This is a genomic window from Streptomyces sp. NPDC088124, from assembly GCF_040685895.1.
GTDB lineage: Bacteria > Actinomycetota > Actinomycetes > Streptomycetales > Streptomycetaceae > Streptomyces.
Map to the genome: position 1 here is coordinate 17330 of NZ_JBFBJB010000038.1, position 25638 is coordinate 42967.

Genomic DNA, 25638 nt, shown 5'->3' on the forward strand with positions numbered 1-25638 from the left:
CGTCCCGCCCCCCGCTACGCCCCGTCCCGTCCCGCCACGCCCTGCCACGGAGGCTTCCCGTGACATCGACACCGCCCCCCGCGCCGGGCCTCACCCGGTTCAACACCTCGCCGGACGGCGTGGCCCTGGCCGCGCTGCGCGAGGTGTGTGCCGGCCCGGCGTGGGGGAGGGCGCTGCTCGCCCGGCGCCCGTACGCCACCGAGGACGAACTGCTCGCCGCCGGGGACGCGGCGACGGCGGCGCTGACCGACGCGGAGCTGGCCGAGGCCATGGCCGGGCATCCGCCGATCGGCCGGCCGGCGCCGGGGGACCCCGCCTCCGCCCGGGAGCAGCGCGGCATGGCCGGTGCCTCCGGAGCGCTTCGGGAGGAGATGGCCGAGCTGAACCTGGCCTACCAGGAGCGGTTCGGCCATGTCTTCCTGATCTGCGCCACCGGCGCCACCGCCGAGGAGATGCGGGACGCGCTGCGGACCAGGCTCGGCCACACGCCGGAACGGGAGCGGGAGATCGCGCGCCTCGAACTCGGCAGGATCAACCGCGTCCGGCTCTCCCGGCTGGTCACCGAGGGGTTCGCCGCGGCACCGGTGGCCGCCCCTGCCGCCGCCCCGGCCGCTGCCTCCGTCTCCACCCACATCCTGGACACCAGCGCCGGGCGCCCCGCCGCGGGTGTCGCCGTCGGCCTCGCGGCGCGTACGGAGCACGGGGCGGGGCCCGACGGCGCGTGGGCGGCGCTCGGCACCGCGGTGACCGGCCCGGACGGCCGCTGCGCGGACCTTCCGGCGCCGCCGCCGGGCACCACCCACGTACGGCTCACCTTCGAGACCGGGCCGTACCTCGACCGTGCCGAACCGTTCTTCCCTGAGGTGACCGTCGCCTTCGCCGTCACCCCGGGCGAGCACTATCACGTCCCGCTGCTGCTCAACCCGTTCGGCTACTCCGTCTACCGAGGGAGCTAGTGCTGCCATGACCGACCTTTCCCGCCCGGAGAGCCAGGCTCCGCCGGAGCACCAGGCCCCTCCGGAGAGCCGGGCGCGACCGGCGATGCTCGGCCAGAACCAGTACGGCAAGGCGGAGAACCGCGTCGTCCGGATCACCCGGGACGGCGCCACCCACCACATCAAGGACCTGAACGTCTCCGTCGCGCTCGAAGGCGACATGGACGACGTCCACCACTCGGGCGACAACTCCCATGTCCTGCCGACCGACACCACCAAGAACACGGTGTACGCGTTCGCCAAGGAGTACGGCATCGACTCGGCCGAGCAGTTCGGCATCCACCTCGCCCGCCACTTCGTGACCAGCCAGGAGCCGATCCGCCGGGCGCGCATCCGCGTCGAGGAGTACGCCTGGGAGCGCATCGGGACCGCGTCCCCCGAACTCCGGCACTCGTTCGTCCGCAGGGGCCAGGAGACGCGCGTCGCCCAGATCACCTTCGACGGCGAGAGCTGGCAGGTCGTCTCAGGACTCAAGGACCTGACGGTGCTGAACTCGACCAACTCCGAGTTCTGGGGATACGCCAAGGACCGCTACACGACGCTCAAGGAGGCGTACGACCGCATCCTCGCCACCGATGTCTCCGCGCGGTGGCGCTACGGCTGGACGGGCGACGAGGACTCCATGCCGGAGTGGGACACCTCGTACGCACGGACGAAGGAACACATCCTGCGGGCCTTCGCCGAGACATACTCCCTCTCGCTCCAGCAGACCCTGTACCAGATGGGCTCGCGGGTCATCGACCACCGTGCCGAGATCGACGAGATCCGCTTCTCCCTGCCGAACAAGCACCACTTCCCGGCCGATCTGACCCCTTTCGGGCTGACGAACGAAACCGTCGACGGGGCGGTCTACTTCGCGGCCGACCGCCCGTACGGCCTGATCGAGGCCACCGTCCTGCGGGACGGGGCGGAGCAGCGTATACCGGGGGACCTGACCAACCTGTGAGCCCGTGAGCCCGAGAGCCCGTGAGCCCGTGAGAGGAATCGCCGTGGCGACGTCACGCATCGTCATCGAGAACTGCGCCATCGCGACCGTGGACGCGCACGACACCGAGTACGCCTCGGGCCATGTCGTCGTCGCGGACCACCGCATCGAGTCCCTCGGCGCGGGGCCCGCGCCCGCGGCGCTGGAGGGAGTGGTCCGCCGGGTCGACGGCGCCGGCCATCTCCTCACCCCCGGTCTGGTCAACACCCACCACCACTTCTACCAGTGGATCACCCGGGGCCTCGCCACCGACCACAACCTCTTCGACTGGCTGGTCGCGCTCTACCCGACCTGGGCGCGCATCGACGAGCCGATGGTCCGCGCGGCGGCGGGCGGCTCCCTCGCGATGATGGCGCGCGGCGGCGTCACCACCGCCATGGACCACCACTACGTCTTCCCGCGCGGCTCCGGCGATCTGTCCGGCGCGATCATCGGCGCGGCGGCACGCACGGGCGTACGGTTCACCCTCGCCCGGGGCTCCATGGACCGGGGGGCGTCGGACGGCGGGCTGCCCCCGGACTTCGCGGTCGAGTCGCTGGACGAGGCGCTCGCCGCGACCGAGGAGACCATCGACGCCCACCACGACGCGTCCTTCGGCGCGATGACCCAGATCGCCGTCGCGCCGTGCTCACCCTTCTCCGTCTCCACCGAACTGCTCCGACAGGGAGCGGAGTTGGCCCGCCGTAAGGGGGTGCGGCTGCACACCCACGGCAGTGAGACGGTCGAGGAGGAGAAGTTCTGCAAGGAACTGTTCGGGATGGGGCCGACCGACTACTTCGAGTCGACCGGCTGGCTCGGCCCCGACGTGTGGATGGCCCACTGCGTCCACATGAACGACTCCGACGTCGCCGCCTTCGCCCGGACGGGCACCGGCGTCGCCCACTGCCCGTCCTCCAACGCCCGTCTGGGGGCCGGGATCGCGCGGGTCCCCGATCTGCTCGCCGCCGGGGTCCCGGTCGGCCTCGGGGTCGACGGCACCGCCTCCAACGAGGCGGGCGAGCTGCACACCGAGTTGCGCAACACACTGCTCGTCAACCGCCTCGGCGCACACGGCGAACGGGCCATGACGGCCCGTCAGGCGCTGCGGATCGGCACGTACGGCGGCGCCCAGGTGCTGGGCCGTGCCGAGGAGATCGGCTCGATCGAGCCCGGCAAGCTCGCCGACCTCGTGCTCTGGCGGATGGACACCCTCGCCCACGCCTCCATCGCCGACCCGGTGACCGCGCTGGTCCTCGGGGCCGCGGCGCCGGTCACGCTCTCCCTGGTCAACGGCCGGGCCGTGGTCGAGGACAACCGCCTGATCACCGTGGACGAGGACGAACTCGCCCGCTCCACACGGGACGAGGCCCGCCGCCTCGCCAGGATCGCCGCGGACGGCTGACCCCGCCCGGAACGTCCCGCCCGGAACGTCCCGCCCGGAACCTCCGCCGGAACGTCCCGCCGGGGCGACGGCTCCCGGCCGGTGTGCGGCGGCTATCCGTCGATGCGGTACGCGTCGCCGTACACCTTCCAGGCGAGCGGGGTGCGCAGACCGAGATTGCCGTCGTCCAGGAAGACGCGCTGGGCCGTGTCGATCCGGCTGGTGTTGCCGTGGCCCCGCTCGCTGCGCATCGCGGTGACCCGCGCGTCCAGGAACGCGTCGAGATACGCGCGCTCGTCGCCGCCGCGGGCCGGGCTGTCGGCCTTGGCGAGCGCGTTCGCGCGGATCGTACGGAACCCGACGGTGCCCTTCGCGTCGGCGTAACCGTGCATCACATACGCGTCGTAGTAGATGAACTGCCCGAGTGCGCCGAGCCCGTCGGCCTTGGCCCGCCGCACGGCCGGATCGAAGTAGATCCGGTCGCGCTCCTCGTCCTGGGCCGTCCGCATCCGGGGATCGCCGGCCGCCTCCCGCCACGCGGCGGTGAACGCGGTGCCGAGCCCGTCGTGGGAGTCGCTGCCCTTCACCTCGCGGAGCGCGGGCAGGAACGGCGCCAGCGGATTGTCCGGCCGCGCCCGGGTGTAGCGCTCGACGACCCGCAGCAGATCGCCGCAGCCGGTGCAGAACCCGACGAGGCCGGCGGTGTAGCCCCGGCCGTCGTCGATGTCCTCGATGTAGCGGTACTGGTCCTTCCACTTCAGCGAGGAGTTCTCCGCGCTGGAGACCAGCCGCATGGCGATCTCCTTCTTCGCGGGATCGTCCAGCCCCGCCGAGGCCCCTTCGGCGGGGGTGCACGCGACACAGACGGCGAGGACCGGCGGCAGCAGGACGAGCAGCATGCGGCGGAACGCGTGGATCACCTAACGGACCTTTCCCCCTGGTGTGCCCTGCGCGCACCGGCCTGCCCCCGAGATTACGTGAGGGTCACGGATGTTCCGGTATGGGTGGTGGACGGCGTACGCACCGTGCTGTACGGGGAGGTCAGCTTCCCGGCAGCCAGTCGGGGCGCCGCCCGCTGAGACCGATCACCCGGTCCAGCAGCGGGGCGTCCGCAGCCGTCGCCACCGGCGGGCCGAACACGTCGGACGCCCCTGGCCCGGCCGCCGACAGCATTCCGTACGACGCCCGGAGCCCCGCCTCGGCCGGGGCGTACGGCTGTCCGGTGCCGCGCGCCAGGTCCCAGCCGTGGATCAGCACCTCGTTGAGCGCCACCAGCCCGGTCACCGCGCCCGGCAGGTCCACCCCGCCGACCCGGGTGTTCCCCTCCCACGCCCCGGGCGAGCGCCACGCGGCGGCCAGCGCGTCGAGCCGCCGGGGCAGCTCCTCCCGCCAGCCCTCCGCCAGTACGGGCGGGGCGCCGCCGGGGGTGGTGTCGGTCGTCGGCCCCAGCTCCTTCCGCGCGGCGTCCCGGAACGCCACCGTCAGCCCCATGAGATGCGCGAGCACCTCCCGTACCGCGTACTCGGGGCACGGCGTGGGCCCCGGCAACTGCTTCTCCGTGACACCGTCCACGACCCGGGCGGTCTCCCGGCAGACGGGTCCGAGATCGAGCGGCTCCTGTTTCCTGTCTCTGTCCATACCTGATGAGACCGCGCGAGCCGCCCGAACTCATCGCGGGATACGCCGTCCGTACGGACCGCAGTCCGTACGGACGTGTTCCCTCCGGGTCAGCCCCGGAGCTGTTCGTAGGCCGGGAGCGTGAGGAAGTCCGCGTAGTCGTCGTCCAGCGCGACCGTCAGCAGCAGGTCGTGGGCCTGCTGCCAGCGGCCGGCCGCGAAGGCCTCCTCGCCGATCTCGCCGCGGATCGCCGCCAGCTCGTCCGCGGCGAGTTCGCGGGCCAGTTCCGCGGTGGCGCGGAGCGTCCCGCCCTCGTGGTCGAATTCCACGCCCGCGTTGATCCACTGCCAGATCTGCGAGCGGGAGATCTCCGCGGTGGCCGCGTCCTCCATCAGGTTGAAGATCGCGACCGCCCCCATGCCGCGCAGCCACGCCTCGATGTAGCGGATGCCGACCTGAACCGCGTTGCGCAGGCCCTCGTACGTGGGGCGGGCGTCCAGCGAGTCGACGGCGATCAGGTCCCCGGCGGCGACGGAGACGTCCTCGCGCAGGCGGTTCTTCTGGTTCGGGCGGTCGCCCAGGACCGCGTCGAAGGAGGCCATGGCGATCGGCACCAGGTCCGGGTGGGCGACCCACGAACCGTCGAAGCCGTCGGCCGCCTCCCGGTCCTTGTCGGCCCTGACCTTCTCGAAGGCGACCTTGTTGACCTCGGCGTCGTGCCGGGACGGGATGAACGCCGCCATGCCGCCGATGGCGTGCGCGCCCCGCTTGTGGCAGGTGCGGACGAGGAGTTCGGTGTAGGCGCGCATGAACGGCGCCGTCATCGTGACCGCGTTGCGGTCCGGCAGGACGAACTTCGCGCCGCCGTCCCGGAAGTTCTTGACGATGGAGAAGAGGTAGTCCCAGCGGCCCGCGTTGAGCCCGGAGGCGTGGTCGCGCAGCTCGTAGAGGATCTCCTCCATCTCGTACGCCGCGGTGATCGTCTCGATCAGCACCGTCGCCCGGACGGTGCCCTGCGGAACGCCCACGTACTCCTGGGCGAAGACGAAGACGTCGTTCCAGAGGCGTGCCTCCAGGTGCGACTCCGTCTTCGGGAGGTAGAAGTACGGGCCCTTGCCCAGCTCGATCAGGCGGGCGGCGTTGTGGAAGAAGTACAGCCCGAAGTCGACCAGCGCGCCCGGCACCGGCTCGCCGTCCAGCACGAGGTGGCGCTCCGCGAGATGCCAGCCGCGCGGGCGCATCACGACCGTGGCGAGCTCCGCCGCGTCCTTGAGGGCGTACGACTTGCCCGTGCGCGGGTCGGTGAAGTCGATGCTCCGCCGGTAGGCGTCGATCAGGTTGAGCTGGCCGAGGACGACGTTCTCCCAGGTGGGCGCGGAGGCGTCCTCGAAGTCCGCGAGCCAGACCTTCGCGCCGGAGTTCAGCGCGTTGATCGTCATCTTGCGGTCGGTCGGGCCGGTGATCTCCACCCGGCGGTCGTTCAGTGCCTCGGGCGCCGGCGCGACCCGCCAGCTCTCGTCCGCGCGCACGGACGCCGTCCCGGGCAGGAAGTCCAGGCTGGAGGTACGGGCGATCTCGGCGCGGCGCTCGGCGCGGCGGGCGAGCAACTCGTCACGGCGGGGCGTGAACCGCCGGTGCAGCTCCGCCACGAACGCGAGGGCCGCATCGGTGAGTACCTCGTCCTGACGGGGCAGGGGGTCGGCGTCGACGATGGCCAGCGGGGAATGCGCTGGTGCGGACATGAGCTGTCACTCCTTCACGAGCGGCGCCGGCGGAGCGGGGGCGCCGTGGCGGCCGGCGTACGAGCGCACCGTTCGAAAGTTCCGGGCGCTTCTGACCTGTGGATACTAGTTTCCTCATAGTGGAAGTTCAATGCTCTGTCGAGGTCACCCGTCGAGGTGGCCCGTCGAAGTTCCCTGTCGGGACCGACTCCGCCCGAGCGGCGCCTGCGCGAGGTGCGACAGATCCTCCTCCGTGTCGATGTCGTAGGGGCGCGCGACATCCCCGCACTCCACCAGGGCGATCTCGGGTTCGTGCGCCTTGAGATAGGCGCGCGCCCCGCGGTCGCCCGTCGCGTCCGCCGCGATCTCCGCCCAGCGGTCCGCGCCGAGGAGCACGGGATGGCCGCGCCGCCCGCCGTACGCCGCGGACGCCAGCGACCCGGGACCCCGGTACGCCGCCGCGATCCGGGCCACCGCCGCCGCGTCGATCCCCGGCTGGTCCACCAGGAGCACCAGGGCCGCCCGCGCCCCCGTGCCCGCCAGTGAGGCCAGCCCCGCGCGCAGCGAGGACCCCATGCCGTCGGCCCACCCGGGGTTGTCGACCAGGACGGCGTCCGGGAGCACGGCCCGCTCCCGTACCTCCGGCGCCGCCGCCCCCACTACCACGTGCACCGGCGCGCACCCCCCGTCGCGCAGGGCCCGTGCCGCGTGCTCCACCAGCGGGCGGCCGTGGTGCGTCAGCAGCGCCTTCGGCCGCCCGCCGAGCCGTCGCCCGCCGCCCGCGGCGAGCAGCAGACCGGCGACCGGAGGAACCGTGTTCTCGTGTGTTTCCCGCATGGGGTCTGCTTACCGCACCGCGCGCCCGCGCGCCCCCTCGCACCCCTCCGCGCGGTGAATATTTCGCGTGCGCCGGAGATCACCGGGAATTCCTTCCGTATTCCGGCCCTCTTCCCGCCGTATTCGGTCCGTGGAGTGGCGCCTACCCTGCGCGATGGCGTTAACTTGCCGACGAACCCGGGCGATTGACCACCGTCAGGGGGTAGTCGTCCTGTGGGTGCGGAGTCGCGCCCGGTACACGGGAGCACCGTGGGACGCGGGGCGGAAGAGTGAGGGGGAGCTTTGTTGCGGAGCGTGGGGAAGTCGCCGGTGGCGGAGCAGGGCGAGGACCCGAGGGTCGCCGAGCTGGATACCGCCGTGGCCCGGCTCCGGCGCGAGCTGGCCGTCTACCGCTCGGAGTTCCGGGACCGCGCGATAGCCGAGGACGAACTGGCGGCGCTCGCCGCGATGGTGGCGAGCGGCAGCCCCGAGGCCGCGCGGATGCGCCGCTCCCTGCTGCTGATCGTCGGCTCGATCGGCTCGGTCAGCGCGCTGCGGCCGGCGCTGATGGGAGTACGGAGCGCCGTCGACCTCTTCGGTGACGCCCCGCGGCGGCCCCTCTGAGGCCTCGAAGCCCTCCTGGCCGTGGGCCCCTCCGGGCCCCGCCGGTGTCTCCGGGCCGCGCCGGTTTCTCGGGCCGGGCCCTGTCGGTTTCTCCGGGGCCCGCGGGCTCCTCCGGGTCCCGCCCGGCCCGCCGGCCCCCGGGTCAGCCCTGCGCCTGCTGCGCCGCCGTGTTCGCCAGCGCCGCCGAGAGATCGCGCGCGACCTCCTGGAGGACGGGCACGATCCGCTCCGTGGCCTCCTCCGTCACCCGGCCCGCCGGGCCGGAGATGGAGATCGCCGCCGCGGTGGGGGAGTCGGGCACCGGGACCGCCAGGCAGCGCACCCCGATCTCCTGCTCGTTGTCGTCGATCGCGTACCCGGTGTCGCGCACCGTCTCCAGGGCCGCGAGGAAGGCGTCCGGCGTGGTGATCGTCTTCTCGGTGGTGGCCGGCATGCCCGTCCGGCCCAGCAGGGCGCGGACCTCCGCGGGCGGGATGTCCGCGAGCAGCGCCTTGCCCACGCCGGTGGAGTGCGGCAGCACCCGGCGGCCCACTTCGGTGAACATCCGCATCGAGTGCTTCGACGGCACCTGCGCGACGTACACGATCTCGTCACCGTCGAGCAGCGCCATGTTCGCGGTCTCGCCGGTCTCCTCGACCAGCCGCGCCAGATAGGGCCTGGCCCAGGTGCCGAGCAGCCGCGACGCCGACTCGCCGAGCCGGATCAGCCGCGGCCCCAGCGCGTACCGCCGGTTCGTCTGCTGGCGTACGTAGCCGCACGCCACCAGGGTGCGCATCAGCCGGTGGATGGTGGGCAGCGGCAGGCCGCTGGCCGCGGAGAGCTCGCTGAGCCCGACCTCGCCGCCCGCGTCCGCCATCCGTTCGAGCAGGTCGAAGGCGCGCTCAAGGGACTGGACGCCGCCGCTGCCGGGGGCGGATCTGGCGGCGTCGGTGCTGCGGGCGCTGGACGACGGCACAACGGTCCTTTCGGGACGGGCGGACAAGCAAGCAGCCTATACCGGTCCAGGCCGTCCGGCGGGTGGTCCTGGATGGGCTGTCTCTGCCGGTCAGGGGGTGTTTGTCCGGGGTGTGCACGGGCGTCGTGAGTAGGTAGGGTGTTCTGGCTGGCGAAATTTGAATTTCACATCACGGAAATAATTGCTCTGAGAGACCTTGACGGAGGAGCGATCCGAGGGGAAGACTCCTTCAACAGTTCGTTGAATCACGCCTGATGAGGCCGATGAGGAGTACGGGTGCCCGAGGTGAATCTGCTGCTGCGCTCGACACGCGTCATCACGCCCGAGGGGACACGGCCCGCCACCGTCGCCGTCGCCGACGGCCGGATCTCGGCGGTACTGCCGTACGACGCGGTCCCCCCGCACACGACCGCGTACGGGGACCCGCGGGGCGACCGGGACGGTACGGCGGTGGTCGAGGACGTCGGGGACGATGTCGTGCTCCCCGGCCTCGTCGACACCCACGTCCATGTGAACGACCCGGGCCGCACCGCGTGGGAAGGGTTCTGGACCGCGACCCGCGCCGCCGCGGCGGGCGGCGTCACCACGCTGCTCGACATGCCGCTCAACTCCCTGCCGCCCACCACAACCGCAGCGCACCTGCGCGTCAAGCGCGACGTGGCCCGCCCCAAGGCCCATGTCGACGTGGGCTTCTGGGGCGGCGCCGTACCGGACAACGTCAAGGACCTGCGCCCGCTCCACGACGCCGGGGTCTTCGGCTTCAAGTGCTTCCTGTCGCCCTCCGGCGTCGAGGAGTTCCCCGAGCTGGACCGGGAGCGCCTGCGGCACGCCCTGACCGAGATCGCGGGCTTCGGCGGGCTGCTGATCGTGCACGCCGAGGACCCCCACGAGCTGGCCGCGGCTCCCGCGCGCGGCGGCCCCGCCTACGCCGACTTCCTCGCCTCCCGCCCGCGCGCCGCCGAGAACGCCGCCATCACCGGCCTGATCGCCGAGGCGAAGCGGCTCGACGCCCGGGTGCACGTACTGCACCTCTCGTCCTCCGACGCCCTGCCGCTGATCGCCGCCGCCAAGGACGAGGGCGTCCGGATCACCGTCGAGTCCTGCCCGCACTTCCTCACCCTCACCGCGGAGGAGGTCCCCGACGGCGCCACCGAGTTCAAGTGCTGCCCGCCGATCCGCGAGGCCGCCAACCAGGACGCGCTCTGGCAGGGGCTCGCCGACGGCACGATCGACTGCGTCGTCTCCGACCACTCACCCTGCACCACCGACCTCAAGACCCCCGACTTCGCCTCCGCGTGGGGCGGCATCTCCTCGCTCCAGCTCGGCCTCCCCGCGATCTGGACCGAGGCCCGCAGGCGCGGCCACACCCTGGAGGACGTCGCGCGCTGGATGTCCACGGCCCCCGCCGCGCTGGCCGGACTGGACGGCAAGGGCGCCATCGAGGCGGGCCGCGACGCCGACTTCACCGTCCTCGCGCCGGACCGGACCTTCACCGTCGACCCGGCCGGGCTGCACCACCGCAACCAGGTGACGGCGTACGCGGGCCGGACCCTGTACGGCGTCGTCACCTCGACCTGGCTGCGCGGCACCCGGATCCTCCGGGACGGCGTCCTCGCCGAACCCTCAGGCCGACTGCTCGAAAGGAACAACTGACCGTGTCCGACGCTCCGCTCCCCACCCTGCCGCAAGCCCGCTTCACCGGTGACGCCCGCCCGTACGGCGGCGGCGACCCGTACGCCGACTACCGCACCGCGGACCTCCCCTTCACCCACCTCACCGACCTCGCCGACCGGCGGCTCGGCGCCGGGGTGCTCGCCGCCAACGACGAGTTCTTCGCCGAGCGCGAGAACATGCTGAAGCCGGGGCCCGCCGAGTTCGACCCGGAGCACTTCGGCCACAAGGGCAAGATCATGGACGGCTGGGAGACCCGGCGCCGGCGCGGCACCGACGCCGGCCGGCCGCACCCCGCCCCCGAGGACCACGACTGGGCGCTGGTCCGGCTCGGCGCTCCCGGGGTGATCCGGGGGATCGTCGTCGACACGGCGCACTTCCGGGGCAACTACCCGCGGTCCGTCTCCGTCGAGGCGGTCTCGCTGCCCGGCTCCCCGTCCCCCGAGGAACTGCTCGACCCCGGGGTGAAGTGGACGGTGCTCGTGCCCCGTACCGCCGTCGGCGGCCACGCCGCCAACGGCTTCGCGGTCGACGCGGAGCGGCGCTTCACCCACCTGCGCGTCAACCAGCACCCCGACGGCGGGATCGCCCGGCTGCGGGTGTACGGAGAGGTCGCGCCCGATCCGGCGTGGCTCGCGGCGCTCGGCACGTTCGACCTGCTCGCGCTGGAGAACGGCGGCAGCGTCGAGGACGCCTCCGACCGTTTCTACTCCTCCCCGGCCAACACCGTCGCGCCGGGCCGCTCCCGGAAGATGGACGACGGCTGGGAGACCCGGCGCCGCCGCGACCTGGGCAACGACTGGATCCGCTACCGGCTCGCCGGGCAGGGCGAGATCCGCGCCGTCGAGATCGACACGGCGTACCTCAAGGGCAACGCGGCGGGATGGGCCACCCTCTCCGTACGCGACGCCGGTACGGACCCGGACGGTGCCACCGGCTCCGGCGGCGCGGGGGACGGCGCCACGGACACCGGCGGCTGGACGGAGATCCTGCCCAGGACCCGGCTCCAGCCCGACACCAACCACCGCTTCGTGCTCCCGGCCCCCGCCGTCGCGACCGACGTACGGATCGACATCTACCCCGACGGCGGGATCTCCCGGCTCCGGCTCTTCGGCTCCCTCACCGAACGCGGCGCGGCCCGGCTCGCCGCCCGCCACCGCGAACTCGGCGGCTGACCACGGGACGGGACCGGTGACGCGGCCGGCGGCGGAGCCCGGACCGGTGAAAGCCGGACCGGCGAAAGATCGGACCGGCGAAAGATCGGACCGGCGAAAGATCGGACCGGCGAAAGATCGGACCGGTGCAAGCCCGGACCGGCGAAAGATCGGGGCGGCGCGACCAAAGCCGGGAGTCACGCGACTTTGGTAGCCGCCGCCGCACAGCGGCGTCGGCACCGCCGTCCCCCTGCGTAACTTGTTCCGTATGACGCGTACGGACTACCCCTGGCTGCTCCCTTCGGAGATGATCGACCCCCGAGGCCCCGAGCTGCCCGGCGACCGCGGCCGGGCCCGGCCGCGCCGTACCGTGCGCGACTGGATCATCGACACGCTGATGTTCGTCATCGCCTCGGGCGTCGGTCTGCTCGCCGTCGAGACGGTCCAGAAGGCCGGCAACTCCGAGCTGGTCGACGCCTTCGACCTGACCGCGGGCATCGTCGCCTGCTGCGCCCTCTGGCTGCGGCGGCGCCGGCCGGTGGAAGTCGCCATCGCGCTCGCCGTCCTGAGCATGGTGGCCCCGCTCGCCGGGGGCGCCTCGCTCGTCGCGCTGTTCTGCGTCGCCGTGCACCGGACCTACCGCCCCGTGCTGATCGTCAGCCTGGTGTCCCTGGTGACCGGAATCGCCGCGGCGTACCTCCGCCCGGACCCGACCACCTCCTTCACCACCGCGGTCGTCGCCACCGCGGTCCTGCTCCTGCTGGCGGTGGGCTGGGGCATGCTCGTACGGGCCCGGCGCCAGCTCGTCGTCGCGCTGCGCGAGCGGGCGGTGCGCGCCGAGGCCGAGGCGGAACTCCGCGCCGAGCAGGCGCAGCGGCTCGCCCGCGAGGCCATCGCCCGCGAGATGCACGACGTGCTCGCGCACCGGCTGACGCTGCTCAGCGTCCACGCGGGCGCCCTGGAGTTCCGGCCGGACGCGCCGCCGCCCGAGATCGCCCGCGCGGCCGGCGTGATCAGGGACAGCTCCCACGAGGCCCTCCAGGACCTGCGCATGATCATCGGCGTGCTGCGGGCCCCCGACGGCGAGGAGGGCGAGCGCCCCCAGCCCACCCTCGTCACCCTCGACGAGCTGGTCGCCGAGTCCCGCAGGGCCGGTATGGAGGTCGACCTCGACAACCGGGTCGCCGATCCCGCCACCGTGCCGGCCTCCGTGGGCCGTACCGCGTACCGCATCGCGCAGGAGGCGCTGACCAACGCCCGTAAACACGCGCCGGGCACCGGCTCCACCGTCGAGGTCAGCGGCGCCCCGGGCGACGGACTCACCCTCGAGGTGCGCAACGCCGCGCCCACCGGCGAGGTGGCGAGGGTCCCAGGCTCGGGGCAGGGGCTGATCGGGCTGACGGAGCGGGCCGCGCTGGCGGGCGGCCGGTTCGAGCACGGACCGACGGGGGACGGCGGATTCGCCGTCCGCGCTTGGCTACCGTGGGCCGCATGACCATCAGGCTGATCATCGTCGACGACGACCCGCTGGTCCGCGCCGGACTGACCTTCATGCTCGGCGGGGCCGAGGACATCGAGATCGTGGGGGAGGGGGCCGACGGCACCGAGGTCGCCGCGCTGGTCGAACGGACCGCGCCCGACGTGGTCCTCATGGACATCCGGATGCCCGTCATGGACGGGCTGACCGCCACGGAGGCGCTGCGGCGGATCCCGGGCGCCCCCGAGGTCCTCGTCCTGACCACCTTCCACGCCGACGAACAGGTGGTGCGCGCCCTGCGCGCAGGGGCCGCCGGTTTCGTCCTCAAGGACACCCCGCCCACCGAGATCGTCACCGCCGTACGGCGGGTGGCCGCCGGTGACCCGGTGCTCTCGCCCGCCGTCACCCGCCAGTTGATGACCCACGTGGCGGGCCCCGGCGGGGGTGCGGGGCCGGGGGCGGAGCACTCCGCCGCGGGCCGCCGGGCGGGCGCGGCGGAGCGGCTGGCCGCCCTCGGGGAACGGGAGCGGGAGGTCGCGCTCGCCATCGGCCAGGGCCGGTCCAACGCGGAGATCGCTTCCGGCCTCTACATGAGCGTCCCCACCGTCAAGGCCCATGTCTCGCGCATCCTGGCCAAACTCGACCTCAACAACCGGGTCCAGATCGCCCTCCTGGTGCACGACGCGGATCCGGACGGCTGAGCACGGCGGCCCGGCCACCACGGCGGCCCGTCATACGGCTCGTCATACGGCCCGTCATACGGTGGCGGCCCGGTCGCCGTGGCTCACGGCTTTGTCCTGACAATCGGACTTCCCTACTTCCCGTCAACAGAGCATGCGACTACGCTCGCCCCGTGCCCCGTCAGCCGAGATCAGCCCGAGCCGGACAGGAGCCGACCGCCCGCGCCGGCCCCGCCGGCCCGGAGCCGGACCCGGCCCCGCCGCTCCGGCTCGGCGTGGACCGCACCAGCCCCGTCCCCCTCTACTTCCAGCTCGCGCAGCAGCTGGAGGGGGCCATCGAGCGCGGCCGACTGGCCCCCGGCAGCCTGCTCGGCAACGAGATCGAACTCGCCGGCCGGCTCGGACTCTCCCGCCCGACCGTCCGCCAGGCCATCCAGTCCCTCGTCGACAAGGGGCTGCTGGTGCGTCGCCGGGGCGTCGGCACCCAGGTCGTGCACAGCCAGGTCAAGCGCCCGCTGGAGCTGAGCAGCCTCTACGACGACCTGGAGGCGGCCGGCCAGCGCCCCGCCACCCGCGTCCTGCGCAACACCCTGCACCCGGCCACGGCCGAGGTCGCCGCCGCGCTCGGGGTCCCGGAGGGCGCGGAGGTACGGCTCGTGGAGCGGCTGCGGTACGCGCACGACGAGCCGATGGCCTATCTGTGCAACCATCTGCCCGCCGCCCTCCTCGACTGCGACACGCCCCGCCTCGAAGCCACCGGCCTCTACCGGATGCTGCGCGCCGCCGGGATCACCCTGCACAGCGCGCGCCAGACGGTCGGGGCGCGGGCCGCCACCGCCGAGGAGGCGGAGCTGCTGACCGAGCCGGCCGGGGCGCCGCTGCTCACCATGGAGCGGACCGCCTTCGACGACACGGGGCGGGCGGTGGAGTACGGCTCGCACATCTACCGGGCCTCGCGGTACGCCTTCGAGTTCCAGCTCCTCGTCCGTACGTGACGCCGGCGGCCGGCGGCGCCGTTACGTGACCTCCGCCCCCCGCCCCGCGCGCCCCCTCGTACGGGCCGCGGACACCCGCCGACCCACCCCCGACCGGCCATGACCGATACTTGGGCAGCCGGGTTCCGTACGGACGAGCCCCGGCCGCACCGAGGAGCACAGCGAGAAGGGCACGGGGTCGTGGCAAGGGTTCGGACAGGGGTACGCGCGCTGAGCGCCGTACTGGCGGCGGTGCTCGGGGCCTCGGCCCTCGCCGGATGCAGCAGCACGGGCGGCAAGCGCGCCGAGGATCGGGCCCGGCAGGCCGCGGCCCAGGGCCGGGCCGCGGTGGACACGCCCCGGTGGACCGTGGCCATGGTCACCCACTCGGGCAGCGGTGACACCTTCTGGGACATCGTGCAGAACGGCGCCAAGCAGGCCGCCGCGAAGGACAACATCAAGTTCCTCTACGCCAACAGCGACGAGGGCCAGCAGCAGGCGCAGCTCGTGCAGTCCTACATCGACAAGAAGGTCGACGGGCTGATCGTCACGCTCGCCAAGCCCGACGCGATGAAGGCCGTCGTCGCCCAGGCCGTCAAGGCCGGCATCCCGGTGATCACGGTGAACTCCGGCGCCGCCGAGTCCAAGGAGTTCGGCGCGCTCACCCACATCGGCCAGGACGAGACCATAGCCGGCGAGGCCGTCGGCGAGGAGCTGGACCGGCGCGGCCGGAAGAAGGCCCTCTGTGTCATCCACGAACAGGGCAACGTCGGTCACGAGCAGCGCTGCGCCGGGGCGAAGAAGACCTTCGACGGGGAGATGCAGAACCTGTACGTGGACGGCACGAACATGCCCGACGTACAGGCGTCCGTCGAGGCCAAGCTCCAGACCGACCGGTCCATCGACGCCGTCGTCACCCTGGGGGCGCCCTTCGCGGACGCCGCCGTCAAGGCCAAGGAGACCGCGGGCAGCAAGGCCGAGATCGACACCTTCGACCTGAACGCCAAGGTCGCCACCTCGCTGAGCTCCGGCACCCTCGGCTTCGCCGTCGACCAGCAGCCGTACCTCCAGGGGTACGAGGCGGTCGACCTGCTCTGGCTCCACCGCTACAACGCCGATGTCCTCGGCGGCGGACGCCCGGTGCTCACCGGACCGCAGATCATCACGCAGAAGGACGCGGGCGCGCTGGAGGAGTACACGAAGCGGGGGACCCGGTGAGCGCCTCCGCACCTCCCGCCGACAGCCCTCCCGGCGGCGCGGACGAACGCCTGCTGCACACCTCCGTGCTCCGCAAGCTCCTCGGCCGGCCCGAGCTGGGCTCGGTCGTCGGCGCGGCGGCCGTCTTCCTCTTCTTCGCGTTCGTCGCGGACTCGTTCCTCCAGCTCTCCAGCTTCGGCACGGTCCTGTACGCGGCGTCCACGATCGGCATCATGGCCGTCCCGGTGGCGCTGCTGATGATCGGCGGCGAGTTCGATCTCTCCGCCGGGGTCATGGTGACCAGCTCCGCCCTGGTCTCCTCGATGTTCAGCTACCAGATGACGGCGAACGTCTGGGTCGGCGTCCTGGTGTCGCTGCTGGTCACGCTGGCCTTCGGGGTCTTCAACGGGGTCATGCTGACCCGTACGAAACTCCCCAGCTTCATCATCACGCTCGGTACGTTCCTGATGCTCACCGGTCTCAACCTCGGTGTGACGAAGCTGGTCAGCGGCACCGTCTCGACCAAGACGATCAGCGACATGGAGGGCTTCCCCTCCGCCCGCGCGCTCTTCGCCTCCCAGCTCACCGTCGCCGGCGTCGACCTGAAGGTCACCATCCTGTGGTGGGCCGGGCTCGTCGCGCTCGCCACCTGGATCCTGCTGCGTACCCGCTTCGGGAACTGGATCTTCGCGGTGGGCGGCAACGCGGACGCCGCCCGCGCCGTCGGCGTACCCGTGCAGCGGACCAGGATCCTGCTCTACATGGGCGTGGCGTTCTGCGCCTGGGTCTCGGGGCAGCACCTGCTCTTCTCGTTCGACGTCGTCCAGTCCGGCGAGGGCGTCGGCAACGAGCTGATCTACATCATCGCGGCCGTCATCGGCGGCTGCCTGATCACCGGCGGCTACGGCTCGGCGATCGGCTCGGCCGTCGGCGCGTTCATCTTCGGCATGACGAGCAAGGGCATCGTGTACGCCGAGTGGAACCCGGACTGGTTCAAGTTCTTCCTCGGAGCGATGCTCCTTCTGGCCACCCTGCTCAACGCGTGGGTGCGCAAGCGCGCGGAGGCGTCACGATGACCGCACTCGTCGAACTGGACGACGTCAGCAAGTACTACGGCAACATCCGCGCCCTGGAGGGCGTCTCGCTGGAGGTCCACGCCGGGGAGATCACCTGCGTGCTGGGCGACAACGGGGCCGGCAAGTCCACCCTCATCAAGATCATCGCCGGGCTCCACGGCCATGACGCGGGCGACTTCCTCATCGACGGCGCGCCGGCGGACCTCTCCTCCCCGCGCGACGCGCTGGACCGGGGCATCGCCACCGTCTACCAGGACCTCGCAGTCGTCCCCCTGATGCCGGTCTGGCGGAACTTCTTCCTCGGCTCGGAGCCGCGGAAGGGGTACGGCCCCTTCAAACGGCTCGACGTGGCGCGGATGCGCGAGACCACCCGCGCCGAGCTGCTGCGGATGGGCATCGACCTGCGCGACGTCGACCAGCCGATCGGCACCCTCTCCGGCGGCGAGCGCCAGTGCGTGGCCATCGCCCGCGCCGTCCACTTCGGCGCCAAGGTCCTCGTCCTGGACGAGCCGACGGCGGCCCTCGGGGTCAAGCAGTCCGGCGTGGTCCTCAAGTACGTGGCCGCCGCGCGGGACGCGGGGCTCGGAGTGGTCCTCATCACGCACAACCCGCACCACGCGTATCTGGTCGGTGACCGTTTCGTCCTGCTCAAGCGCGGCGCCATGGCGGGCAGCCACACCCGGGACTCGATCACCCTGGACGAGCTGACCCGGCAGATGGCGGGCGGCTCCGAGCTGGCCGAACTGAGCCATGAACTGGAACGCGCCCCCGCTCCGGAGCGCCCGGGCCCCCCGGCGGCGGACACGGACTGACCCGGAGACGCGCCGGGGACCGCACCGGGCACCGCCCCGCCCACGCACCGGGCACCGCCCCGCCCACGCGCCGGGGACGGCCCCGCCCACGCGCCGGGGACGGCCCCGCCCACGCACCGGGGACGGGCCGGGCGCCGGGGGCGCGCGGCGGCGCCGTCCGGGCCGCACGGCGACCCCACGCGCCCCGGATGGCACAATCTGGCAGGGCGGACACCCGTCCGCCGCCGCTGCCCGCCCGGGCCTGGCGGTCCCCGACCCCGCAGGGACGACACGACTCGTGCGAGCACCCAGCCGCCGCCCCACTCGGTACGGCACGACCGATCCGACGGACGACACACGAGGAGCGGGCCGATGAGTACGTACCGTGACTTCACGCACCGCGGCACCGCCCGCGCCACCGTCCTGCGGACCGTCGGCACCCGGGAGCGCCGCTCCCTGCTGACCGCGCCCCGCGTCCCGACCGTCGGCATCGACATCGGCGGTACGAAGGTGATGGCCGGGGTCGTCGACCCGGACGGCAACATCCTGGAGAAGATCAGGACCGAGACGCCGGACAAGTCCAAGAGCCCCCGCGTCGTCGAGGACACCATCGTCGAGCTGGTCCTCGACCTCTCCGACCGCCACGACGTGCACGCCGTCGGCATCGGCGCGGCCGGCTGGGTCGACGCCGACCGCTCCAAGGTGCTCTTCGCCCCTCACCTCGCCTGGCGTGACGAGCCCCTCAGGGACGCGCTCTCCTCCCGGCTCGCCGTCCCGGTCATGGTCGACAACGACGCCAACACCGCCGCCTGGGCCGAGTGGCGCTTCGGCGCCGGCCGCGGCGAGGACCACCTCGTCATGATCACCCTGGGCACCGGCATCGGCGGCGCCATCCTGGAGGACGGCCGGGTCAAGCGCGGCAAGTTCGGGGTCGCGGGCGAGTTCGGCCACATGCAGGTCGTGCCCGGCGGCCACCGCTGCGCGTGCGGCAACCGCGGCTGCTGGGAGCAGTACAGCTCCGGCAACGCCCTCGTACGGGAGGCCAGGGAGCTGGCCGCCGCCGACTCACCGGTCGCGTACGACATCATCGAACGCGTCAAGGGCAACGTCCAGGAGATCACCGGACCGCTCATCACCGAGCTGGCCCGCGAGGGCGACGCCATGTGCGTCGAACTCTTCCAGGACATAGGGCAGTGGCTCGGCGTCGGCATCGCCAACCTCGCCGCGGCCCTCGACCCGTCCTGCTTCGTCATCGGCGGCGGTGTCAGCGCCGCCGACGACCTGCTCATCAACCCGGCGCGGGACGCCTTCCGCCGTCACCTCACCGGCCGCGGCTACCGCCCCGAGGCCAGGATCACCAAGGCGGAGCTGGGACCCGAGGCGGGCATGGTCGGCGCCGCCGACCTCTCCCGGCTGGTCGCCCGGCGCTTCCGCCGCGCCAACCGCCGCCGCGTGGAGCGCCATGAGCGGTACGAACGGTACGCACAGGTGATCCGCACCGCCCGGCCCGGTCAGGAGCCCCCGTCATGAGCACGGACCTGCCGGGCACGGCCGCCGCGCCGGCCCCCGCGCCGGCCCCCCAGGAGCGGGCGGCGGCGCCGGGACCGAAGCCGCCCGAGGACCGCCGCCACCGCAACCGCCGGCGCTGGCTGACGGCGATCGTCATCGTGCTGCTCATCGGCATCCCGGCCGGATACCTCGCGATCTCGGCCGGGCAGAGCCGGGACAGCGGCCGGAACAAGGAGATCGAGTCCGCCGCCACCGGCCTCCAGGAACTGCGCCCCTCCAAGATGAAGCGGCGCGTCTTCGAGGTGCCGATCCCGCCGGGCGCCACCCGGGTGCGTTACTTCGAGACGAGCAACTGGAAGACGAGCAGGTTCTACGTCCAGTTCGACGTGACGTCCGGACGGCTCGACGCCTTCCTCACCGAGATGGGAACGAGCCGCTCGGCGCTCCAGGACGGTGCCGTCACGATCACTCCCCGGGACCGGCGCACCGTCGGCTGGAACTTCGACCTCCCCGGCCACCACCTCGCGGGCACCCACCACCAGCAGCAGAGCCCGCGCCCCAGCCAGGACGTGGTGGTGGACCTCACCGACCCCGGATTCCCCCGGGTGTACGTGGTGTCCACCACCACCCCGTGACCCCTTACCGGGTGACCCTGGCCTGAGGCCCGGCCCGGGCCTCAGGCCAGGGTCACCCAGGCCCCCCGCTCGGCCGACCGGCTCATCGCGTCCAGGGCGACGGCGCTCGCCACCGCGTCGTCCAGGGTCGCCCCGCGCGGGGTGCCGTCGGCGATGGAGCGGAGGAAGGCGTGGGCCTCGATGACCTTGAGGTCGTCGTAGCCCATGCTCGATGCCGCACCGGGCTGGAAGGCCTCGTACGCGCCGTGGCCGGGACCCACGTACACGGTGCTGACGGGCTGGTCCTGGTACGAGTCGCCGCGGCTGACGCCGAGTTCGCCCATCCGGCGGAAGTCCCAGCCGACCGCGCCCCTGGTCCCGTGCACCTCGAAGCCGTAGTTGTTCTGCTCGCCGACCGAGACCCGGCAGGCCTCCAGGACACCGCGGGCGCCGGAGGCGAAGCGCAGCAGGCAGTTGACGTAGTCCTCGTTCTCCACCGGGCCCAACTCGCCCCCGGTCGCCCGGACATGACCGGCCGTCGCACCGGTGGGACGGGCCCGTTCCGGGATGAAGACCGCGGTGTCGGCGGCCAGGGAGTCGATGTCGCCCAGCAGATGGCGCGCGAGGTCCACCCCGTGCGAGGCCAGGTCGCCCAGCACCCCGCTGCCGCCCCGCTCGCGCTCGTACCGCCAGGTCAGGGCGGAGTCCGGATGGGCGGCATAGTCGCTGAAGAGCCGGACGCGCGCATGGGTGACCGTGCCGATCCCGCCCGAGGCGATCAGCTCGCGGGCGTACGCGACGGCCGGGGCGTTGCGGTAGTTGAAGCCGACGGTGCCCTGCACCCCGGCGTCGGCCACGGCACCGGCCACCGCGCGGGCGTCCCCGGCGGTCAGGCCCACCGGCTTCTCGATCCAGATGTGCTTGCCCGCCCCGGCCATCGCGACGCCGATCTCGCGGTGCAGGAAGTTCGGGGCGGTGATGCTGACGGCCCCCACGCGCGGGTCGGCGGCCACCTCGCGCCAGTCCCGGGCCGTCGAGGCGAACCCGAACCGCCCGGCGGCCTCCTCGGCCCGGCCCGGCACCTCCTCGGCGACGGTCACCAGCTCGGGACGGAGCGGCAGCTCCGGAAAGTGGTGGAGGACCCGTGTGTACGCCTGGGTGTGCACCCGTCCCATCCAGCCGAACCCGACGACGGCGACACCGAGCGTACGCACCATTGGGCTGCCCCTCTTTGGACCGTTCCAGAACCCTGGCAGCCCACGATGGAGGCCCTTCATACTGGTGTCAAGGTCTTCACGAAGGAGGTACGGGTGTGGAACGGTCCTTCCGATGCCCGACGCCGGCGCCGACGCCGGCGCCGACGCCGACCATCCGTGACGTCGCCGCGCGGGCGGGCGTGTCGAAGTCCCTGGTCTCCCTGGTGCTGCGCGGGGCGGACGGCGTACGGCCGGACAAGCGGCGGGCGGTCCTCGACGCGGCCGAAGCGCTCGGCTACCGGCCCAACGCGGCGGCCCGGAGCCTGAGCGAGCGCCGCACCCGCACGGTGGGCGTGCTCCTGAACGACCTGCGCAACCCCTGGTTCGTGGAACTGCTCGACGGGGTGAACTCACGGCTGTACGACAGCGGTCTGCGCATGCTGCTGGCCGACGGCCACCTCAACCGGCGGCTGGGGGAGGACCTCACCCGCACCTTCACCGAGCTGCGCGTGGACGGCCTGATCGCCGTCGGCACGCTGCCCGACCCCGGGATGCTGCTCACCGCGGCGGACCGGGTGCCCACCGTCGTCGCGGGCGCGCGGGAGCCGGTGCTGCCCGCCGTGGACATCGTCGCCAACGACGACGGACACGGCGCCCGGCTGGCCACGGAGCACCTCATCGCCCTCGGACACCGGGACATCGCACACATCGCCGGCCGGGGCGCGGTGGGCGAGCTGCGCCGCCGCGGCTTCGAGACCACCATGCGGGAACACGGCCTGGCCGGCTCGGCCGTGGTGGAACAGGGCGACCTCACCGAGGAGGGCGGCTACCGGGCCGCCGTGCGGCTCCTGCACCGTCCCCGGCGGCCGACCGCGGTCTTCGCGGCCAACGACATGACCTGCGTGGGAGCGCTTTCGGCCGCGGAGGAGAGCGGGCTGCGCGTCCCCCGGGACCTCTCCCTGGTGGGGTACGACAACACGTACCTCTCCCAACTGCGCCATCTTTGGCTCACCACCGTGGACAACGCGAGCCGTGACGTGGGCCGCCGCGCCGCCGCGCGGCTGCTCGACCGCATCGCGGAGCCGGGCCGCCCCGCCCGGGTCGACCTGACGGCCCCCTCCCTCGAAGTGCGCGGCACAACGGCGCCCCCGCCTGCGGAAATCCACCCGGAGAGGCCCTAGGCTTGCCGCGCTCAGTCCGGAGGCGGGACCGAGACGGCCATCACCATCGTCGTCACGGTGTCGCCGGTATTGCCGTACGTGTGCGGGGTGCCGGCCTCGAAGCAGGCGCTGGAGCCGGCCGGGACGCGGTACTCGGTGCCGTCCACCGTGAGCGTCAGCTCCCCGGCCGTGACGTGGACGAGTTCGGTCGTCCCCTTGGGGTGCGGGTCGGATGCGCTGCTCTCGCCGGGCTCCAGGCGCCAGTCCCACATCTCCAGCGGACCCGGCGCCTCGGTGCCCGCGAGGAGGCGGTTGTAGCTGCCCGCGGGGGTGTGCCACAGCCGTACGGCCTGCTCGGCGGGGACGACCCGGACGGCGGGCCCGGCCTGCTCGTGGTCGAGCAGGGTGGTGACACTGACCCCGAGGGCGTCACCGACCTTGACGACGGTGCCGATGCTGGGGTTGGTGCGGGCCTGCTCGATCTGGATGAGCATGCCGCGGCTGACGCCGGCCCGGGCGGCGAGCGCGTCCAGGGTCAGGCCGCGTTCGGTGCGCCAGCGCCTGACGTTGCGCGCCAGGGACTGGGTCAGCAGTTCGAGGTCCGCCACGTTCCACCCACCGGATAGTTCACTGCCGCAAGGGAAAAGTGCAAGGTAATGGACTCGCCTGCGCTGCACTTCATTGTTCATTGAAGTGTACTGCGACCGGGAGGTGGTCCCGGGGGCCGATCCACGGAAGGGTGTCTCCGGGCCGTCCGCACGCTGCTGGCAGAGCGTGCGCCGAGGTGTGGTGAGAGGGTCGGGCTATGCGGGTGTTCCATGGCTCGGCATCCGGAATGAGCCTGATCAGTTCCAGCAGGGCCCTCTTCGCTCTCGCGCGGGCCCTGCCCTTCGTGGTGCTCGTGTCGGTGCTCGGCATCGAACTCTCCCCCGCGCACTTCCTCTACACGGGCCCGCTGCTCTCCCCGGCCCCGGCGCTGGCCGCCGTCACGATGGGCCCCGCGGGAACCGGTTCGGTGGTCCTCATGGCGGGGGTGGTGAGCGCCATCACCGCGACCCACAACCATGCGTGGGGCACCCAGGAGGTCTACGCCAACCTGCTGGCGCTGCTCGTGGTCTCCGTGGCCAGTCTCGCGACCAGCACCGCGCGCGTCCGCAGGGAACGGGAACTGGCGACGGTCCGCCGGATCGCCCAGGTCTCCCAGGACGTGGTGCTGCACCCCGTCCCCGCCCACCTGGACGGGGTGCGGGCCGCGGGCGTGTACCTGGCCGCCGAGGCGGGCGCCCGGATCGGCGGCGACCTCTACGAGGTGCTGGCCACCCCCTTCGGGATCCGGATCATCGTGGGAGACGTACGGGGCAAAGGACTGCCCGCGGTCCGCGCGGCCGCCGCGGTCCTGGGCGCGTTCCGCGAGGCGGCCTACTACGAGCCCGGACTGCCCGAGGTGATACGGCGCTGCGAGGCCGCGCTGCGACGGGAGCTGTCCCGCGCGAGCCCCGCGCGGAGGAGCGGGACCGACGCCCCGGACGCCCGCGACGCCCCCGAGGGGGACCCGGCGGAACAGTTCGTCACCGCGGTCCTCGCCCAGGTACCGGACGCCCCCGTGGTCGAGCTGGTCAGCCGCGGCCATCCCGCACCGCTGCTGCTCCACAGGGGGGAGGTCAGCGCCCTGGAGATCGCGTGCCCGCTGCCGCCGCTCGGCCTGGAGGAATTCCTCGGCACGTCTCCCATGCCGGTCGAGAAGTACGTGTTCGAACCGGGCGACCAGCTGCTGCTGTACACCGACGGAGTACTGGAGGCCCGTGACACCGGCGGGAACTTCTTCGATCTGCCCGCGCACCTGGCGCGGCTGCGCGACCGTCCCCCGCAGGAGTTGCTGGACCGTCTCCGCCTCTTCCTGGTCGACCATACAAGGGGCCACCTGGCGGACGACGCGGCAATGATCGTCATCGAGCGGGACACCCGCCGCGGCTCCGCGCGGGTCGCATCGTGAGCGGACGCGGGCCCGGGCCGTCCAGGGGTGCGGGTGTGCCCAGCGGCACTCGAAGATCTCGTTGCACTGTCCCTGGATGCGACCGCGGCACATTAATTCATAATTTCCGGCCAGAGCTCGCGGCCCTGGTCACGGTGGGCACCTCTTGGCGCGCGTAGATAATTGATATTTAATGATGCCGCAAGATGTATTCATAATTAACGTTCAGGGTTAGGATGAGGTGCGTTCCAGCAAGGCAACCGCTTCCCACCGCGAGGAGAACACCGCATGGCGTCCTACACCGGCCGCGGCGTACACGGGCAGATCGTGCACACCCTCGGCACGCGCATCGTCGGCGGTGACCTGCCCGAAGGCGCGATCCTCGACGTCCGCGCACTCGGTGAGGAACTGGACGTCAGCCTGACCGTCATGCGCGAGTCGATGAAGGTGCTGGCCGGTAAGGGGCTGATCGACGCACGCCAGAAGCGCGGCACTTTTGTCCGGGAGCGCAAGCACTGGAACCTGCTCGATGCGGACCTCATCCGCTGGCAGGTGGAGAGTGGCGGCGGCCGGCGCCTGATGCGGGACCTGGCCGACGTTCGGTCCATCGTGGAACCTGCCGCGGCACATCGGGCCGCGCTGCATCGCACCGACGACGACCTGCGAGCGATGCAGAGCGCCCTCGGCGCCATGGCCGAGGCTCACACCCGCTCACCCGCAGGTGCCGCCGAAGCGGACGCCGCGTTCCACCGAGCCCTGCTCAACGCCACGGGCAACGAGATGCTGGCCCGCATGGACCTTCTCCTGGAGCCGGGACTGCTCGCGCGCGACCGTGTGGTGCACTCCCACAGCCAGGCATCCGACCCCCTGCCCAGCCACCAGGCCGTGTTCGACGCCGTCCGCGACCGGGATGCGGCCCGAGCGGAGCTGGCCATGCTCGACCTGCTGGCCCAGGCCACGCACGACTTCGACCAGGTCATCGGGGACCAGCACGCCGCACCCCGCTGATACCGCTCACTTCTCCGGGGGCCGCTGGCTGCACGGAGCGGCCCCGATGGCGTACTTGTGGCCGTGTGGTCCGGCCGTACTCCGTG

At 72.6% G+C, this 25638-nt stretch carries 24 protein-coding genes; 17 read left to right on the forward strand and 7 right to left on the reverse strand.

Annotated features, from left to right (window positions below; translation table 11 throughout):
- The first annotated feature begins 59 nt into the window (after positions 1–59).
- The 3 genes from uraD (at position 60) to AB0P17_RS28170 (ending at position 3361) form a co-directional block, all read left to right on the forward strand.
- Positions 60–956, forward strand: a complete 897-nt coding sequence (gene uraD / locus AB0P17_RS28160; protein ID WP_365814881.1) for a 2-oxo-4-hydroxy-4-carboxy-5-ureidoimidazoline decarboxylase — start codon at positions 60–62, stop codon at positions 954–956.
- Between the two features lie 85 nt (positions 957–1041).
- Positions 1042–1941: a factor-independent urate hydroxylase gene (gene pucL / locus AB0P17_RS28165; RefSeq protein WP_365815003.1), complete on the forward strand. Its 900-nt coding sequence runs from the start codon at positions 1042–1044 to the stop codon at positions 1939–1941.
- Positions 1942–1984: 43 nt separating this feature from the next.
- A complete protein-coding gene (locus AB0P17_RS28170; RefSeq protein WP_365814883.1) occupies positions 1985–3361 on the forward strand; it encodes an 8-oxoguanine deaminase in 1377 nt (458 codons plus the stop codon).
- Positions 3362–3453: 92 nt separating this feature from the next.
- Here the strand turns inward: AB0P17_RS28170 and AB0P17_RS28175 are convergent, their stop codons facing one another.
- From AB0P17_RS28175 to AB0P17_RS28190, 4 genes are all read right to left on the reverse strand, one after another.
- Entirely contained in the window at positions 3454–4260 is an 807-nt protein-coding gene (locus AB0P17_RS28175) for a chitosanase (protein WP_365814885.1), read from the reverse strand.
- Between the two features lie 121 nt (positions 4261–4381).
- A complete protein-coding gene (locus AB0P17_RS28180; protein ID WP_365814887.1) occupies positions 4382–4978 on the reverse strand; it encodes a TIGR03086 family metal-binding protein in 597 nt (198 codons plus the stop codon).
- An 89-nt stretch (positions 4979–5067) separates the two neighbouring features.
- Positions 5068–6699, reverse strand: coding sequence for a malate synthase A (gene aceB, locus AB0P17_RS28185; RefSeq protein ID WP_365814889.1), 1632 nt, complete (start codon positions 6697–6699; stop codon positions 5068–5070).
- A 144-nt stretch (positions 6700–6843) separates the two neighbouring features.
- Positions 6844–7515, reverse strand: coding sequence for a nucleotidyltransferase family protein (locus AB0P17_RS28190; RefSeq protein WP_365814891.1), 672 nt, complete (start codon positions 7513–7515; stop codon positions 6844–6846).
- Between the two features lie 282 nt (positions 7516–7797).
- Between AB0P17_RS28190 and AB0P17_RS28195 the strand changes: the two genes are divergently transcribed.
- Positions 7798–8118: a DUF5955 family protein gene (locus AB0P17_RS28195; RefSeq protein ID WP_365814893.1), complete on the forward strand. Its 321-nt coding sequence runs from the start codon at positions 7798–7800 to the stop codon at positions 8116–8118.
- Positions 8119–8260: 142 nt separating this feature from the next.
- Here the strand turns inward: AB0P17_RS28195 and AB0P17_RS28200 are convergent, their stop codons facing one another.
- Complete coding sequence (locus tag AB0P17_RS28200; RefSeq protein WP_365814895.1) at positions 8261–9073, reverse strand: IclR family transcriptional regulator; 813 nt, start codon at positions 9071–9073, stop codon at positions 8261–8263.
- Positions 9074–9349: 276 nt separating this feature from the next.
- On the opposite strand from AB0P17_RS28200, the gene allB reads away from it, so the two are divergent.
- The 10 genes from allB (at position 9350) to AB0P17_RS28250 (ending at position 20237) form a co-directional block, all read left to right on the forward strand.
- Positions 9350–10726 carry an allantoinase AllB gene (gene allB / locus AB0P17_RS28205; protein ID WP_365814897.1) on the forward strand — a complete coding sequence of 459 codons (1377 nt, stop codon included), beginning with the start codon at positions 9350–9352 and terminating at the stop codon, positions 10724–10726.
- Positions 10727–10728: 2 nt separating this feature from the next.
- Positions 10729–11919, forward strand: a complete 1191-nt coding sequence (gene alc / locus AB0P17_RS28210; protein ID WP_365814899.1) for an allantoicase — start codon at positions 10729–10731, stop codon at positions 11917–11919.
- Positions 11920–12166: 247 nt separating this feature from the next.
- Positions 12167–13393, forward strand: coding sequence for a histidine kinase (locus AB0P17_RS28215; protein WP_365814901.1), 1227 nt, complete (start codon positions 12167–12169; stop codon positions 13391–13393).
- Positions 13390–14076: a response regulator transcription factor gene (locus AB0P17_RS28220; RefSeq protein ID WP_365814903.1), complete on the forward strand. Its 687-nt coding sequence runs from the start codon at positions 13390–13392 to the stop codon at positions 14074–14076. Before AB0P17_RS28215 ends, AB0P17_RS28220 begins: the two co-directional genes overlap by 4 nt.
- A gap of 254 nt (positions 14077–14330) precedes the next feature.
- Entirely contained in the window at positions 14331–15050 is a 720-nt protein-coding gene (locus AB0P17_RS28225) for a GntR family transcriptional regulator (RefSeq protein ID WP_365815005.1), read from the forward strand.
- 180 nt (positions 15051–15230) lie between these two features.
- Positions 15231–16247, forward strand: coding sequence for a sugar ABC transporter substrate-binding protein (locus AB0P17_RS28230; protein ID WP_365814905.1), 1017 nt, complete (start codon positions 15231–15233; stop codon positions 16245–16247).
- Entirely contained in the window at positions 16244–17302 is a 1059-nt protein-coding gene (locus AB0P17_RS28235; protein ID WP_365814907.1) for an ABC transporter permease, read from the forward strand. The genes AB0P17_RS28230 and AB0P17_RS28235 overlap by 4 nt, the downstream gene beginning before the upstream one ends.
- The gene (locus AB0P17_RS28240) at positions 17299–18114 is read left to right on the forward strand and encodes an ATP-binding cassette domain-containing protein (RefSeq protein ID WP_365814909.1); all 816 of its coding nucleotides are present in this window, start codon (positions 17299–17301) and stop codon (positions 18112–18114) included. Before AB0P17_RS28235 ends, AB0P17_RS28240 begins: the two co-directional genes overlap by 4 nt.
- A gap of 351 nt (positions 18115–18465) precedes the next feature.
- Entirely contained in the window at positions 18466–19623 is a 1158-nt protein-coding gene (locus tag AB0P17_RS28245; protein ID WP_365814911.1) for an ROK family glucokinase, read from the forward strand.
- Entirely contained in the window at positions 19620–20237 is a 618-nt protein-coding gene (locus AB0P17_RS28250) for a hypothetical protein (RefSeq protein ID WP_365814913.1), read from the forward strand. The genes AB0P17_RS28245 and AB0P17_RS28250 overlap by 4 nt, the downstream gene beginning before the upstream one ends.
- A 41-nt stretch (positions 20238–20278) precedes the next feature.
- Here the strand turns inward: AB0P17_RS28250 and AB0P17_RS28255 are convergent, their stop codons facing one another.
- Positions 20279–21433: a Gfo/Idh/MocA family oxidoreductase gene (locus AB0P17_RS28255; protein WP_365814915.1), complete on the reverse strand. Its 1155-nt coding sequence runs from the start codon at positions 21431–21433 to the stop codon at positions 20279–20281.
- 95 nt (positions 21434–21528) lie between these two features.
- Here AB0P17_RS28255 and AB0P17_RS28260 point away from each other — a divergent pair, with 95 nt between their 5' ends.
- Positions 21529–22593 carry a LacI family DNA-binding transcriptional regulator gene (locus AB0P17_RS28260; protein ID WP_365814917.1) on the forward strand — a complete coding sequence of 355 codons (1065 nt, stop codon included), beginning with the start codon at positions 21529–21531 and terminating at the stop codon, positions 22591–22593.
- Between the two features lie 11 nt (positions 22594–22604).
- On the opposite strand, the gene AB0P17_RS28265 is transcribed toward AB0P17_RS28260, so the two are convergent.
- Positions 22605–23180 (reverse strand): XRE family transcriptional regulator, encoded by a 576-nt coding sequence (locus AB0P17_RS28265; RefSeq protein WP_365814919.1) that lies wholly within the window; start codon positions 23178–23180, stop codon positions 22605–22607.
- 227 nt (positions 23181–23407) lie between these two features.
- Between AB0P17_RS28265 and AB0P17_RS28270 the strand changes: the two genes are divergently transcribed.
- Together AB0P17_RS28270 and AB0P17_RS28275 are read left to right on the forward strand one after the other, a co-directional pair.
- Positions 23408–24565 carry a PP2C family protein-serine/threonine phosphatase gene (locus AB0P17_RS28270; protein WP_365814921.1) on the forward strand — a complete coding sequence of 386 codons (1158 nt, stop codon included), beginning with the start codon at positions 23408–23410 and terminating at the stop codon, positions 24563–24565.
- Positions 24566–24832: 267 nt separating this feature from the next.
- Positions 24833–25552, forward strand: coding sequence for an FCD domain-containing protein (locus AB0P17_RS28275; protein WP_365814923.1), 720 nt, complete (start codon positions 24833–24835; stop codon positions 25550–25552).
- Positions 25553–25638: the final 86 nt, after the last annotated feature.

Excerpts from the sequence above, each read along its gene's own strand:
- AB0P17_RS28190 (WP_365814891.1), bottom strand. The coding sequence starts at position 7,515 with ATGCGGGAAACACACGAGAACACGGTTCCTCCGGTCGCCGGTCTGCTG.
- AB0P17_RS28215 (WP_365814901.1), top strand. The coding sequence starts at position 12,167 with ATGACGCGTACGGACTACCCCTGGCTGCTCCCTTCGGAGATGATCGAC.
- AB0P17_RS28270 (WP_365814921.1), top strand. The coding sequence starts at position 23,408 with ATGAGCCTGATCAGTTCCAGCAGGGCCCTCTTCGCTCTCGCGCGGGCC.
- AB0P17_RS28220 (WP_365814903.1), top strand. The coding sequence starts at position 13,390 with ATGACCATCAGGCTGATCATCGTCGACGACGACCCGCTGGTCCGCGCC.
- AB0P17_RS28275 (WP_365814923.1), top strand. The coding sequence starts at position 24,833 with ATGGCGTCCTACACCGGCCGCGGCGTACACGGGCAGATCGTGCACACC.
- aceB (WP_365814889.1), bottom strand. The coding sequence starts at position 6,699 with ATGTCCGCACCAGCGCATTCCCCGCTGGCCATCGTCGACGCCGACCCC.
- AB0P17_RS28250 (WP_365814913.1), top strand. The coding sequence starts at position 19,620 with ATGAGCACGGACCTGCCGGGCACGGCCGCCGCGCCGGCCCCCGCGCCG.
- AB0P17_RS28255 (WP_365814915.1), bottom strand. The coding sequence starts at position 21,433 with ATGGTGCGTACGCTCGGTGTCGCCGTCGTCGGGTTCGGCTGGATGGGA.
- AB0P17_RS28245 (WP_365814911.1), top strand. The coding sequence starts at position 18,466 with ATGAGTACGTACCGTGACTTCACGCACCGCGGCACCGCCCGCGCCACC.
- AB0P17_RS28240 (WP_365814909.1), top strand. The coding sequence starts at position 17,299 with ATGACCGCACTCGTCGAACTGGACGACGTCAGCAAGTACTACGGCAAC.
- pucL (WP_365815003.1), top strand. The coding sequence starts at position 1,042 with ATGCTCGGCCAGAACCAGTACGGCAAGGCGGAGAACCGCGTCGTCCGG.
- AB0P17_RS28180 (WP_365814887.1), bottom strand. The coding sequence starts at position 4,978 with ATGGACAGAGACAGGAAACAGGAGCCGCTCGATCTCGGACCCGTCTGC.